At 37.8% G+C, this 14,035-nt stretch carries 12 protein-coding genes and 1 tRNA gene; 4 read left to right on the top strand and 9 right to left on the bottom strand.

Annotated elements, in window-relative coordinates; translation table 11 throughout:
- The first annotated feature begins 514 nt into the window (after positions 1-514).
- The 3 genes from AACQ49_RS05415 to AACQ49_RS05405 are packed head-to-tail and all read left to right on the top strand — an operon-like array spanning position 515 to position 3,031.
- A complete protein-coding gene (locus tag AACQ49_RS05415) occupies positions 515-1,867 on the top strand; it encodes a cytochrome ubiquinol oxidase subunit I (protein ID WP_004249451.1) in 1,353 nt (450 codons plus the stop codon).
- Positions 1,867-2,874 carry a cytochrome d ubiquinol oxidase subunit II gene (gene cydB / locus AACQ49_RS05410; protein WP_012368333.1) on the top strand — a complete coding sequence of 336 codons (1,008 nt, stop codon included), beginning with the start codon at positions 1,867-1,869 and terminating at the stop codon, positions 2,872-2,874. The genes AACQ49_RS05415 and cydB overlap by 1 nt, the downstream gene beginning before the upstream one ends.
- Complete coding sequence (locus tag AACQ49_RS05405; protein WP_012368332.1) at positions 2,852-3,031, top strand: DUF2474 domain-containing protein; 180 nt, start codon at positions 2,852-2,854, stop codon at positions 3,029-3,031. The genes cydB and AACQ49_RS05405 overlap by 23 nt, the downstream gene beginning before the upstream one ends.
- Before the next feature lie 81 nt (positions 3,032-3,112).
- Here the strand turns inward: AACQ49_RS05405 and AACQ49_RS05400 are convergent, their stop codons facing one another.
- The 6 genes from AACQ49_RS05400 to rpsU form a co-directional block, all read right to left on the bottom strand.
- On the bottom strand, positions 3,113-4,030 hold the full coding sequence (locus tag AACQ49_RS05400) for a bestrophin family protein (protein WP_004249454.1): 918 nt from the start codon (positions 4,028-4,030) through the stop codon (positions 3,113-3,115).
- A 254-nt stretch (positions 4,031-4,284) separates the two neighbouring features.
- Positions 4,285-4,968 carry a DNA-binding protein gene (locus tag AACQ49_RS05395; protein WP_223302946.1) on the bottom strand — a complete coding sequence of 228 codons (684 nt, stop codon included), beginning with the start codon at positions 4,966-4,968 and terminating at the stop codon, positions 4,285-4,287.
- Between the two features lie 581 nt (positions 4,969-5,549).
- Positions 5,550-5,626, bottom strand: a tRNA-Ile gene (locus tag AACQ49_RS05390).
- Between the two features lie 383 nt (positions 5,627-6,009).
- Positions 6,010-7,866 carry an RNA polymerase sigma factor RpoD gene (rpoD, locus tag AACQ49_RS05385; protein ID WP_004245586.1) on the bottom strand — a complete coding sequence of 619 codons (1,857 nt, stop codon included), beginning with the start codon at positions 7,864-7,866 and terminating at the stop codon, positions 6,010-6,012.
- A gap of 190 nt (positions 7,867-8,056) precedes the next feature.
- Positions 8,057-9,805, bottom strand: coding sequence for a DNA primase (gene dnaG, locus AACQ49_RS05380; protein WP_088207049.1), 1,749 nt, complete (start codon positions 9,803-9,805; stop codon positions 8,057-8,059).
- Between the two features lie 113 nt (positions 9,806-9,918).
- Positions 9,919-10,134: a 30S ribosomal protein S21 gene (gene rpsU / locus AACQ49_RS05375; RefSeq protein WP_001144069.1), complete on the bottom strand. Its 216-nt coding sequence runs from the start codon at positions 10,132-10,134 to the stop codon at positions 9,919-9,921.
- Between the two features lie 342 nt (positions 10,135-10,476).
- Between rpsU and tsaD the strand changes: the two genes are divergently transcribed.
- Positions 10,477-11,499, top strand: coding sequence for a tRNA (adenosine(37)-N6)-threonylcarbamoyltransferase complex transferase subunit TsaD (gene tsaD / locus AACQ49_RS05370; RefSeq protein WP_004245584.1), 1,023 nt, complete (start codon positions 10,477-10,479; stop codon positions 11,497-11,499).
- A 69-nt stretch (positions 11,500-11,568) separates the two neighbouring features.
- Here tsaD and AACQ49_RS05365 read toward each other — a convergent pair whose 3' ends face one another.
- From AACQ49_RS05365 to AACQ49_RS05355, 3 genes are all read right to left on the bottom strand, one after another.
- Entirely contained in the window at positions 11,569-12,975 is a 1,407-nt protein-coding gene (locus tag AACQ49_RS05365; RefSeq protein ID WP_004245583.1) for a 3-deoxy-7-phosphoheptulonate synthase class II, read from the bottom strand.
- A gap of 59 nt (positions 12,976-13,034) precedes the next feature.
- Complete coding sequence (locus AACQ49_RS05360) at positions 13,035-13,433, bottom strand: cupin domain-containing protein (protein ID WP_004245582.1); 399 nt, start codon at positions 13,431-13,433, stop codon at positions 13,035-13,037.
- A gap of 70 nt (positions 13,434-13,503) precedes the next feature.
- Positions 13,504-14,028 (bottom strand): prephenate dehydratase domain-containing protein, encoded by a 525-nt coding sequence (locus tag AACQ49_RS05355; RefSeq protein WP_004245580.1) that lies wholly within the window; start codon positions 14,026-14,028, stop codon positions 13,504-13,506.
- Between the last annotated feature and the right edge of the window lie 7 nt (positions 14,029-14,035).

Here is a 14,035-nt window from a genome sequence, read left to right as displayed (position 1 = left end):
TTTATTGGTATTAAAGTTATATAATCTGCAATTCTTCTGTTACTTAAGAAGTTAAAATAATGTAATTATATTGTCAATGAGTAAAATAGGCTAAATGACGCTTTATAACTTTATTTTATATGATGATAGAGCATATCTATCGTGTGATAAAATCAATTTATTTGACTCTCTGTTATTACTTGGTTAAAAATGTTAATACGCTAATGGACAAGTTTTTTAAACTTGATTTATTGAAAAAATGACGAAATAACAGTTTGTTGGCTACCATGGTATCGTTATGTGATTTATTACGTAATGATTTTTTGTTGTTCTCTTTTTTAGTAATTAAGAGAGGGGAATTTAAATAGTATATCTATATAAACTCACTATCTTCAGTTTTTACTTTCTGAAAATAAAGTGAGGTTAATCAGCATTCATAATAAAAACTAAATAAGATTTTTGTGAGAAAAATATAATTAGGATAATAGAAAATGAATAAATTTATAGAATATAGATTTATATTGAGAGAGGCATTATGTTTGGATTAGATGCTTTTCACCTAGCAAGAATACAATTCGCGTTTACCGTTTCATTTCATATTATATTCCCTGCTATCACCATAGGATTAGCTAGCTTTCTAGCCCTATTAGAAGGCTTATGGTTAAAAACAAAAGAACCAAGTTACCTTTCTTTATATCATTTTTGGATAAAAATTTTTGCCGTAAACTTTGGTATGGGTGTGGTATCAGGGTTAGTGATGGCATATCAATTCGGGACTAACTGGAGTGGTTTTTCACAATTTGCCGGTAGTATCACAGGGCCGATGCTAACTTATGAAGTCTTGACCGCCTTTTTCTTAGAAGCGGGATTTCTTGGCATTATGTTGTTTGGTTGGAATAAAGTGGGGCGAAAACTTCACTTCTTTGCAACTTGTATGGTAGCGCTTGGCACATTAATTTCTACTTTTTGGATCTTGTCATCCAATAGTTGGATGCAAACACCACAAGGCTATACTATTGAAAATGGTGTTGTCGTGCCTGTTGATTGGCTACAGGTCGTGTTTAATCCTTCCTTCCCTTACCGTTTATTGCATATGTCTATTGGGGCTTTTTTAGCCAGTGCTTTATTTATCGCCTCTTGTGCCGCATGGTTATTATTAAAAGGACAAAATACAGCACCTGTACGAAAAATGTTTTCTATGGCCTTATGGTTAGTACTAATTATTGCCCCCATACAAGCGTTTGTAGGAGATGCTCATGGATTAAATACACTAGAACATCAACCGGCTAAAATCGCAGCTATAGAAGGGCATTGGGATAATGCAACGAAAGAAGCGACTCCGCTGATTTTATTTGGCATCCCAGATATGGCGGAAGAAAAAACAAAATATGCGATTGAAATTCCTTATTTAGGTAGCCTGATCCTTACCCATAGTTTAGATAAGCAAATTCCGGCATTAAAAAGTTTTGCACCGGAAGATAGACCTAATTCTAGCATTATATTTTGGTCATTTAGAGTCATGGCAGGTTTAGGTATGCTGATGATTTGCTTAGGTTTGTTGAGCGTTATTTTACGTAAGAAGAAAAGACTCTATCACTCACCCCTTTTCTTACGCTTTGCATTATTAATGGGGCCTACAGGACTGATTGCGATCCTTGCGGGGTGGTTTACCACAGAAATTGGCCGTCAGCCTTGGGTTGTTTATGGTCTACAACGTACCAAAGATGCCGTTTCTGCTCATGGTGATATTCAAATGAGTTTGAGCTTATTGGCCTTTATTTTGGTTTATTTTTCAGTATTTGGCATTGGGTATTTTTATATGGTGCATCTGATGAAGAAAGGCCCTGTAGTGCTTAAATCCGACCAATTAACACAGGGTGAAAAATAATGAATATTGATTTTTCGATGATTTGGTTTGCGATCATTATTTTTGCCACACTTATGTATATTATTGCAGATGGATTTGATCTGGGGATTGGCATTATTTTGCCTTTTACCCGAGATAAAATACAAAGAGATACCATGATTAATAGTGTGGCACCAGTTTGGGACGGCAATGAAACATGGTTAGTATTAGGAGGGGCTGCGCTCTATGGTGCTTTTCCTCTTGCCTATGCAGTTATTATTGATGCGTTAACAATACCACTGACATTGATGCTTATTGGGCTTATTTTCCGTGGTGTGGCATTTGAATTTCGCGTTAACGCACTTCCTAAACATCGCCTATTTTGGGATTCAGCTTTTATTGGTGGCTCTTTTCTTGCTACCTTTTGCCAAGGGATCACAGTAGGTGCAGTTATTAATGGTTTTAATGTGACAGAGCGCCATTTCAGTGGCTCGGCATTGGATTGGTTAACACCATTCCCTATTTTCTGTGGTTTTGCTTTGTTAGTCACTTATGCATTGTTAGGCAGTTCATGGTTGATTATGAAAACAGAGCATCAACTGCATCGTAAAATGTGCACTATAACGGTGTATCTGGCTATTACATTGCTGGTGGTTATTGCAATAGTAAGCTTATGGACACCACTTACACATGCAGATATTGCACAACGCTGGTTTAGTTTACCTAATTTATATTTTTTATTACCTGTTCCGTTGCTCGTATTGGCTTGTGCTTGGGGCATTGTTCGTAGTGCCTATAATTATGGTCATTATCAGCCTTTTCTATTATCACTTTTATTGGTACTTATTGGTTTTGCAGGATTAGGGATCAGTATCTTTCCTTATATTATTCCACCTTCTATTTCGATTTGGCAGGCGGCAGCACCTGTTTTAAGTCAGCAATTTATGTTAGTTGGAGCGGTTATAATTATTCCTGTGATATTAGCCTATACCAGTTGGAGTTATTATGTATTTCGTGGAAAGGTAAATGCCAATGAAAGTTATCATTAGTCATTTTTTAACAATAAAACCAACGAAAAATAAAGCTCGTTGGTATCAACAAATCGGATGGATGATAATTATTTGGTCTTTAAGTGTATTAAGTCTTGCAATTATCGCCTCATTATTTAAATTATTAATGTACAGCGCAGGAATGAGAACGCATTAATAACATAAAAGATGTATTATTAATAAAAAAGGCAGTGTTATTAATTAACACTGTCTTTTTTATTTGTTTTTATTTTATTAATTACAATAAATTATAATATTGGTCAGGTTTAACTCTGATGGGGAGTGGAGTGATATCTTGCATCTCTAATAAATTCCTTTCTATGGTGTTACATATTGCATTTAATGGTAAGTCATTGGCAGAAACACCGAATGGATCTTCTAACTCTTCAGCTAATGAGTCCCAAGATAAAAAAGTATAAGAGATAAATACGGAAACAAATGGCGTCATATAGTGGAGATCGGCAACCAATGCAAAAGGTAGCAGAGCACAGAATAGATATACCGTACGTTGCAATATGAGCGTATAGGCAAAAGGTACAGGAGTATTTGAAATACGTTCACAGCCACCCAATACATCAGATAAGTTATTAATATCTTTATTAATTGATTGAAAGATAACATCACTTATTACTTTGTTATCTCGCAACTCGCCAATTTTTAGGCCAATATGTAATAAAATCCGATTAGTGGGGTAAGGGCTATTCATTATCTCATCAAATAAAGGTCGGGGTAAGAGGCGATAGAGATCGACCATTGGGTTTGTTTTTCTTAGCTCATGTTTTAGACTCCAACTAAAAGCAATAAGTAGATTGGAAAAGTCACGATTAAATTGTTTATCTTCCGGTAATAAGGCTTTTATATTTCTTAATATGTTGCGATGGGTAATTAACATATTTCCCCATAATGTCCTTGCCTCCACAAGTCGGCTATAACTTGCATTATTTCTAAAACCAAGAAATATTGCGATAGCAATACCTAATAAACTAAATGGGGCAACAGTTAAATGAATACCTAATAACTCATACCATTGATAAACCAAAATAGCGATAATAGACATTGCAATATTAAGACATAAGCGAAAGATTATTTTTGATAGCACTGAACCGTGCCAATCAAATAACCGAAAAAACCAGTGTTGATTAGGACGTATGACCATAATAATAGTGATATAAAAAGAAAGTTTGTTAAGTTATTATCGCAATAAAATAAATAATAATCTAATTAATTCTATTGAAAGATTAAGATTGTTATATCAACAATATAGTTGATATAGCCCAGTCCGAAAGTTCAGACTTTCATAATACACTTAATTTCTTTCCTCATCTTCAGAAAGGGAATAATTCAAATGCTGAACCAATGGGGTATTTTCAAAAAAACTTAAGATTTTTAAGTTTGTTTTTGTCCATCACTTCAAACCCTTATAATTCCATTCTCTTTTCTTATGTATTCAATACAAATATTCAAAAGACCTTCAGTGACATAACTCAGAAATGCAAGCTCTTCATCTAGCCACTGGCGTAACTGTTCTTCGGTAACAGAATAAACCTCATTATCAAAAATTTGAGATCCTTCGTTTTCTTCATCAACATAGCACCCGATCACTTCATCAAATAAAACCGTGCCTTTAAACTCGTTATATAAATCCATATCTGTACACATCCGCTCCAGTGGGGGTAATTCCTGCGACCCAAAATAGTCATCCAATTCTTCATTGGTATAAATAGCGGATTTGAGAATATGTTTCCATACATGTTCTGGACAGTATTTTTTTGTATTAATTAAACTAAATCGTTCTAGCCCGCTTTCTTCGATGGGTTCTGGATAGATAGTAATGAAAGCGGAGTATGTAAAAGTAAATTTTTTGCGTAATAGCTCCATTAATAACGGATTTACTTTTTCATATTTTTCATAATCAGTGTGTAGGGATTCAAGCATTGTTCTTAATGTTATGAGACATTGGCATTTTTCAAAAATAGTTTTGCTTATTGTTGTTGCATAAACAGCTTGCTTTGCTTCTTTTTCATAATCTTCAATATTGTTATACTCTTTGAAGGTTTTAAAATCCTTTTCAGTTATTGTGTTTTTTCTTGCCAACCATAAAACTCTAATCCTGCAAATAACCATCAAAACAATTAGAAACAACAAAAAACCAAGAAAAAAATACATACCGACCCTTATAAAATAATAATTACAATTTTTTATAATAATATAATACTTACCTTAAATTAATTATATTTTTTATGTAGTTAAAAAAACAAAAATCTGGTTTTTATATTGGGACGATTTACCTACATCTCCATCAAATTTCGTCAGTAGTAAGGAGGGGGATACTGAAAGTCCTGAGTAATAAACCACAGGGGATCTGTATATGCTGAGCACAGTTTGTCACAAATACACCAAACTACATGGTCGGTTTTGTGATTCGCTTCCGCGTGCTGGCGAACTGTCCGTTAAGCTGGTGGCTATATAGATTTTTGAAACTGAAATGAATTACAAATATATTGGGGAAAATTAGCATGACATACTTTGAGAAAATAAAAGTCGTCGTAACATGTCATGAAAAAAATTAGGGCAGTAAAAAAATCTCAGGGGGCAAAAAGGGGGCAATAACCCTTAGATACAAAAAAGCCACTTTTCTCAAAGTGGCTTAATATGCTGATTTAACAGCTAAAATTTGGTGGCCCCTACTGGACTTGAACCAGTGACCAATCGATTATGAGTCGACTGCTCTAACCAACTGAGCTAAGGGGCCTTAATGGTGTGAGATTATACGTGCCATTTGAGGCGAGGTCTAGCCTTTGTGTGACTGTATGCGCAATTTATGTTCAATATAGAGCAGAAAAAATAAATTAAATAATAATCTTTTATTTCAATGAGATAGTTTAAAAAGAAAGACTTGATGAGTAAAAAATCGACAAGGGTAAAAATAAAAGGGTGATTTTTTGTAAATAGAGGTAGAAAAAATCAGCAGATTTTTAGCGAAAACGATAGCGGTTACTTAAGATAGACCAAAAAGAGAATAGGAATGATAAAAGTAAATTATCAGCGCTGAAAACAGATATGGTTTAGACCAGATAATAAAAAACGCCTGTGAGTCACAGGCGTTTGTATTACTACCAAAATCAAAGAGATTGATTATTCATCAAGGAAGCTACGTAGCACTTCAGAACGGCTTGGGTGGCGTAATTTACGCAACGCTTTTGCTTCAATCTGACGGATACGTTCACGGGTAACATCAAATTGTTTACCCACTTCTTCCAATGTATGGTCGGTATTCATATCGATACCAAAGCGCATACGCAGGACTTTAGCTTCACGCAGTGTTAAACCACCTAATACTTCGTGTGTCGCTGAACGTAAACTTTCTGATGTTGCTGAATCCAGAGGTAATTCGAGGGTAGTATCCTCGATAAAATCACCTAAATGTGAATCTTCATCGTCACCAATTGGGGTTTCCATGGAGATAGGCTCTTTAGCGATTTTTAGTACCTTACGGATTTTATCTTCAGGCATCAGCATACGTTCTGCAAGCTCTTCTGGTGAAGGCTCACGTCCCATCTCTTGCAACATTTGGCGCGAGATACGGTTTAGCTTATTAATCGTTTCAATCATATGTACCGGAATACGAATGGTACGTGCCTGATCGGCGATTGAACGAGTAATAGCCTGACGGATCCACCATGTTGCATAAGTTGAGAACTTATAACCACGACGATATTCAAATTTATCAACCGCTTTCATTAGACCAATATTCCCTTCCTGGATCAGGTCAAGGAACTGTAAGCCACGGTTGGTATATTTTTTCGCGATAGAGATAACTAAACGTAAGTTCGCTTCGACCATCTCTTTTTTCGCACGGCGTGCTTTTGCTTCACCGATAGACATACGACGGTTAATATCTTTAACCTGTTCGATTGTCAGTCCTGTTTCAACTTCAATTTGTTGTAACTTTTGTAAGCTACGTTGTACTTCTTCTTCAATACCTGCCAGTTTTTCAGACCAAGGTTTATTCATCGCACGAGCGGCAGTAAACCATGTGTCGTTAGTTTCATTACCTGTAAACAGAGTAATGAAGTTTTTCTTAGGCATTTTGACCTGATCAACACAAAGACGCATGATGTGACGCTCTTGAGCACGGACTCTGTCCATCATTTCACGCATGTTGTTAACCAGATAATCAAACTGTTTTGGCACTAAGCGGAACTGTTTGAAAATTTCTGATAACTGTAAAATTTCCAGTTCGGTATCTTTATGATTACGACCTTTGGCCTTAATAGATTGACGCGTTTTTTCGTACTGTTCACGAAGCTCGGTGAATTTTTGGCGAGCAAGTTCAGGATCGATGCTGTTATCATCATCGCTATCGCTGTCTGTGTCGCTATCTTCATCTTCGTCTTCATCTTCGTCATCGGCGCTGTTGTCGATTTCATCGTCGTCTTTGCCTAAATTGACATCATCACTTTCTGCCACTTCTTCGGCATTAGGGTCAATAAAGGCAGTAATTAAATCAGAAAGACGCGCTTCACCGGCTTCAACACGATCATATTGTTCAAGAAGATAAGTGATTGCTTCAGGATATTCAGCAACTGAGCATTGAACTTGGTTAATACCATCTTCAATGCGTTTTGCGATATCAATTTCACCTTCCCGGGTGAGCAGTTCAACGGTTCCCATTTCGCGCATATACATACGCACAGGATCGGTTGTACGGCCAATTTCAGATTCTACACTAGAAAGTACCTGAGCAGCGGCTTCGACAGCATCATCATCAGTGTCATTTGAATTTTCTGCCAACATCAGATCATCGGCATCAGGTGCTTCTTCCATGACCTGAATGCCCATGTCGTTAATCATCTGGATGATGTCTTCGATTTGATCTGAATCGACGATATCTTCCGGCAGATGGTCATTGACCTCAGCATAGGTCAGGTAGCCTTGCTCCTTACCTTTCGTAACAAGTAGCTTCAGCTGTGACTGCGGGTTTTGCTCCATAAGACGGTATCCACACTTCAAAGTAATTTGGGTTGGTGTCGGTCGGCGATAAACGGTTCAGCCAACAATAACTACGGAGGGGCATTTTCATTGTCGATTGCTACGATCCCCTCAGCGTAGCAAATGTAGGTTATTTTTTATACCTACCGATAGCGGCAATTAAGCCGTGTTTTTAATCTTAATTTAGGTTTTACTTTTTAACGCGAGCCTGTATTATCAATTGGACTTCTTCGCGTTCATTTTGTGTTAGACCTTCAGTTCTCTCTTTGGCAATGAGGGCGTTTAAACGTTCATCCATTGCGGTTAAAAAGAGATGATCTAACGTATCTGTAAATGTTTTTTCAGCTATCTCATCTATATCTATATCGTTCCACATCGCCAGTTTTTCAAGTTGTTTACCGAATTTATTCTCTCGATAGAGTTCGATAATCTGACCTGTATTCAAGCCTGGCTGTGCTTGGCAAAGAGAAACTAATTCAATAAAAAGCGATAAACCCGCTATTTTTTCTGTATTTAGCCCCTCAAGCGGTGGCACTAATTGGCAAAACTCGGGATTTTGTATCAACAAGGCAATTAAAATACGCATTGGTGTAGTACGTAGTTTTGTCGGTTGATACGATGTTTCGTGATGTAGCGAGTTTCTACCAAATAAACGATCCATCTGCTCAATATCGGGATTTCCCGTTAAATTTCCAAGCTCTCTTAATAAATATAGACGTAAAGTCTCACTTGGGATCTGATCAATTAATGGGCGCGCTAAACTATAGAGTTTGCCATTGCCTTCTTGGGTGCTCAAATCCACTTGTGGAACCAGCGAATCAAATAAAAACTCAGATAAAGAGTGTGCTTGTTCCATTCGTTTTTCAAATGCCTCTTTCCCTTCGCGGCGAACCAGTGAATCAGGATCATCGCCTTCAGGTAAAAACATAAAACGTAAAGAACGGCCATCGTTTAAAAAAGGCAGTGCAGTTTCTAATGCTCGCCATGCGGCATCTCGTCCTGCTCTATCACCATCATAGCAGCAAATAACGTTATCCGTAGTTCTAAACAGCAACTGGATATGCTCTGCGGTTGTTGATGTACCCAACGAGGCGACAGCATAATCAATACCAAACTGCGCTAATGCCACAACATCCATATAACCTTCAACCACTAATAACTTAGCTGGGTTAGGGTGAGTCTGTTGTGCTTCATAAAGCCCGTAAAGTTGGCGGCCTTTATGGAAAATCTCTGTTTCTGGGGAGTTTAAGTATTTGGGTAAATCATCACCTAATACACGTCCACCAAATGCAATAACACGACCTCGTCTGTCTCTAATCGGAAACATAACGCGCTGACGAAAACGGTCATAAGTGCGACCTTTATCGTTTGTTATTACCATTCCTGCTTCAAGTAACAGGGCTTGATTATCGGGATTTTGCCCAAAACGTTTTAGGATATTGTTCCAACCCGTAGGTACAAAGCCGATAGAAAAGCGGGTAATAACCTCTTCACTTAGCCCGCGATGCGCAAGATAATTTCTTGCTTCCTGAGCGTCAGGGGTATTGAGGGTGCTTTTGTAATACTGATTCAATTTCTCCATCACTTGATAGAGATTTTGTCTTATATGTCGCTCAATCGGGCTACTGCCAGTTCCTGATTCATAAGGAACTTCTAACCCATGCATTGCTGCTAACTCTTCAATGGTTTCGACAAAATCAAGTCTGTCGTAGTTCATCAAAAAATCAATAGCATTGCCATGCGCACCGCAACCAAAACAGTGATAAAACTGTTTGTCGCTATTTACTGTAAAAGAGGGCGTTTTTTCATTATGAAACGGACAACACGCTGAATGATTTTTGCCTTGTTTTTTAAGCGGCACACGAGCGTCGATAAGATCGATGATATCGGTTCGTGCTAATAAATCATTGATAAATGAACGTGGAATTCGTCCAGCCATAAGCCCTTTTACGCCTGTTGTTGAACGAGAATAAGCCGCGCTCTCATAAGAAAGCACGGCCTTTTAACTGCGACTACAGTGTCTGCATAAATTGCGGTATCAGCCGCAAAATATTAGTACAGACGAGTACGACGTGCGTTTTCGCGAGCTAATTTTTTAGCGTGACGTTTTACTGCTGATGCTTTAGCGCGTTTACGCTCAGTCGTTGGTTTTTCATAAAATTCACGACGACGAACTTCTGCTAATACGCCTGCTTTTTCGCAAGAGCGTTTGAAACGACGAAGAGCAACGTCAAATGGCTCGTTTTCACGTACTTTGATTACCGGCATGTGCCTCTCACCTCAATAGAAATCGGTTTGTGCTGGCATGATTTTAGCCAGCCGACATTTAAAATGGTGCGGAATTTTACTTCAAAGCAGGGCACTTTGTAAAGAGATGCACAAAATTGAAACGCAAACTCTCACTTTTGTGTCTTAATTTATTCAAAACACAACGTGATAGTTGCTAACCACACATTTAAATCATGTAAAATAGGTGGGTAATTATAGACCAGAAAAAGAAATTTGTCACATACTGGTATGTAAAAGTTGTGGCGAAGGCGTATTAAATTAGCGAAATAATGCTACAATCGATCCATTACGCCATTGCGCGAGGAAGAATTTGGAAGCGTCATGCGAGTTTTAGGTATTGAAACATCTTGCGATGAAACCGGTATCGCAATTTACGATGATAAAGCCGGTCTGTTAGCGAATCAACTCTATAGCCAAATAAAACTGCACGCCGACTATGGTGGTGTTGTTCCCGAGCTTGCTTCACGAGATCATATCCGCAAAACAGTGCCACTGATCCAAGCCGCCCTTAAAGAAGCAAATTTAACTGCAAAAGATATTGATGCGGTCGCTTATACTGCAGGACCAGGGCTGGTAGGGGCATTGCTGGTGGGGGCGACTATTGGTCGTTCTCTGGCGTTTGCATGGGATGTGCCTGCTATTCCAGTTCACCATATGGAAGGGCATTTATTAGCACCGATGCTTGAAGAGAAAACGCCAGATTTTCCTTTCGTGGCGTTACTTGTCTCGGGGGGGCATACACAATTAATTAGTGTAACAGGGATTGGGGAATATACCCTGTTAGGTGAGTCTATTGATGATGCTGCCGGTGAAGCATTTGATAAAACAGCCAAGCTATTGGGGCTTGATTATCCCGGCGGCCCTGTTTTATCAAAAATGGCACAACAAGGTGTAGAAGGACGTTTTGTTTTTCCTCGTCCCATGACAGACAGACCCGGACTCGACTTTAGTTTCTCTGGTTTAAAAACCTTTGCCGCTAATACCATTCGTCAAAACGATGATTCAGAGCAAACTCGAGCAGATATTGCGCGTGCTTTTGAAGATGCCGTAGTAGATACTTTGGCAATAAAATGTCGTCGAGCATTAGAGCAAACAGGCTTTAAACGCTTAGTGATGGCTGGGGGCGTAAGTGCTAACCGTACTTTACGCGCCAAAATGGCGATGATAATGGAACAACTCGGAGGGGAAGTGTTTTATGCTCGCCCTGAGTTATGTACCGATAATGGTGCCATGATTGCTTTGGCGGGGATGATCCGTTTTAAAGGTGGTACCGAGGGGCCTTTAGGGGTGACAGTGAGACCACGTTGGCCTTTAGCTGAATTACCTGCTTTAGCGGATAAATAATTAGCCATTGGCGGTGTTGGCAATGATAAGTGCTTGGCTTAAGTACTAAGCACTTATGTTTGGTTACAATTAAAGTGAATTATGCCAATGCCGTCCAACCAAGAAGGCTAACTCTAATGATTGTGTCCGGTTAAGACGAGGGTCACATAAAGTTTGATAACCATGACTTAGGTCAGTGTATCGAATTTGTTGCAATCCTCCAGTACATTCAGTGACTTCTTGTCCGGTCATTTCTAAATGTATCCCTCCAGCCTGTATGCCCATCTCATGTAAAATATGAATAAAAGCACGAGTTTCTTCGGCAATATCATTGAAATGTCGGGTTTTCATACTGTCATTTGCTGATTGTGTATTGCCATGCATTGGATCTATTTGCCAAATAACCGCTCGTTGATGTTCTTTTACCGTTCTTACTAATTCCGGAAGATATGCATGAATAGCATCTTTACCCACGCGAATGATTAAGATAATTTTTCCAACTTCATTGCTCGGGTTAAGAGTATCTATTAGCTTAATCAGTTTTTCTCCTGACATTCTGGTGCTGCATTTTATACCGATAGGGTTTTCAATACCTCGTAGGTACTCGATATGGGCATGATCAATATCGGTTGTTCGTTCTCCTACCCAAACCATATGTGCTGAACAGTTATACCATTTGTTGTCAATGGAATCTTGACGAGTCATCGATTCCTCATAATGCAGTAACAAAGCTTCATGACTAACATAATAAGAAGAGGTATCGGGCTGTTTATTAATAATATGGTGTTGTGAATGATAGAGTTGTTCTAGCAAATGGAAATAATGCTCAGGCTCTGTAGAGCCAGGATGAGCGTTAATATCCAAGGCCCATTGTTGCTTGGTATATTGTGTATAATTCATCGCACGTAACAGATTTAAGGTCGCTGCTGAGTGATGATAGGCAGTTATCATTCTAATCGGATCTGGCTCTCTACTTTTAACTGAAAAATCAAGACCATTAATAATTTCTCCTCGATAGCTGGGTAAAGTTAAGCCATTTTGTGTTTCAAATGCTTGGCTACGAGGTTTAGCGTATTGTCCAGCCATACGACCTAATTTAATCACCGGCAATCCCGTTGATTGTTCAATTAATGCGGACATTTGCGATAAAGTGAATGTTAAATCACGGATAATAGTGGCTTGGCAATCATCAAAAGATTCTGCACAGTCTCCTCCTTGCAGAAGAAAAGCTTCACCATTTGCAACAAGTTTTAATAAATTTTTAAATGCTCTGATTTCGGAAGCTAAAATTAGCGGGGGATAATGCTTAAGCTTTTCTTTGCAATAATTTAAGGCATGTATATCTGGGTATTCAGGGAGTTGCTTGGCGGGTAAAGATTTCCATAATGATGGGTGCCAAGAGATGGAAAATATATTCTGTAATGATAGGGTGTTTTCTATTGGTAAATATTGATGATTTTGTTCTGTTAAAACATCAATATTATAGGTGCTAAACATAGAAAGTGCTCCTGCGATTATAGTAAGAATAGAAAAAGCGAGGTGATCCTCGCTTTTTGTTATCCTTGGGGTTGAGATGTTTCTAAATAGGTTTTAATGACGCCATTTTGCCTTGCAACATAGTCTTCTCTAACGGGGGTATAGACATCAATAACCTCAGAAGGCTCTAAAGCAATTGCGTGATGAACGGCCCATGAGGGAATAATAAAAGAGTCGCCAGCATGTAAATAAACAATGCGGTTATTTACCGTCAGTTTCAAAGAGCCTTTTAGTATAGATGTGGCAGTTTCATGTTCATGTTTATGTTCAGGAATAATGGCATTAGTTTTAAATGTCCAAAATGCCATTGTAAAATTAGAGCCATGAATAAATTTAGCTTGAATTTTACTTTCTTCACCTTCGTTTCTATTTAGATCCATATCATAAGAGATCATTTCACTAGATAAATATAAGCTCATAGTTTTTTCCTTTTTATTAACCAAGTGACTAGATAATTAACGTTTTGACTGTTGTGATGTAATTAATTACTTAATTTAATTTTGAATGAATAGAAAATCCCATAGGGACAGGGCCAAAATCATATAAAATATTTAAATGATATTTTTTAGCTGCACTAAGTGTGGTAATACAGCCATCTACTCGCCCTAAACCACATTGAAGTGCTGCTTCACTATTTGAATTAAAAAGAACTCTTTCAATATTATCGAGTTCTGTTATTTTTCTAAATAGATCTTGTGGTGCGGGATGAGAACCTAACTTTTTTATCTCCTTAATATTATTAAATCGGCTAGCAAATAGCATGTTATGGGTATCCATAACAAAACAATCTGTTAATTTGATAAAAGAGAGATTATTAAAAACAATATTGTGTAAAAAAGGATAAACAATACAACCTAATAGAATACTATTTTGGCTTACCTCCATTTCTTTTACTGCGGTTTCTAATGTAGGGTGAAGAATAATATTTCCTTGTTGATTATTTTTATTTAGCCAATAATAAGCGGCTTTCTCACAGTTTGTTCCTGCAGGACCCAATGTATGAATATTTATCATGGTCAGT

Origin of the sequence: Proteus sp. G2675 (genome assembly GCF_963886535.1) — a bacterium.
Classification (GTDB): domain Bacteria; phylum Pseudomonadota; class Gammaproteobacteria; order Enterobacterales; family Enterobacteriaceae; genus Proteus; species Proteus mirabilis.
This window is presented reverse-complemented; position numbering and strand designations above follow the sequence as displayed.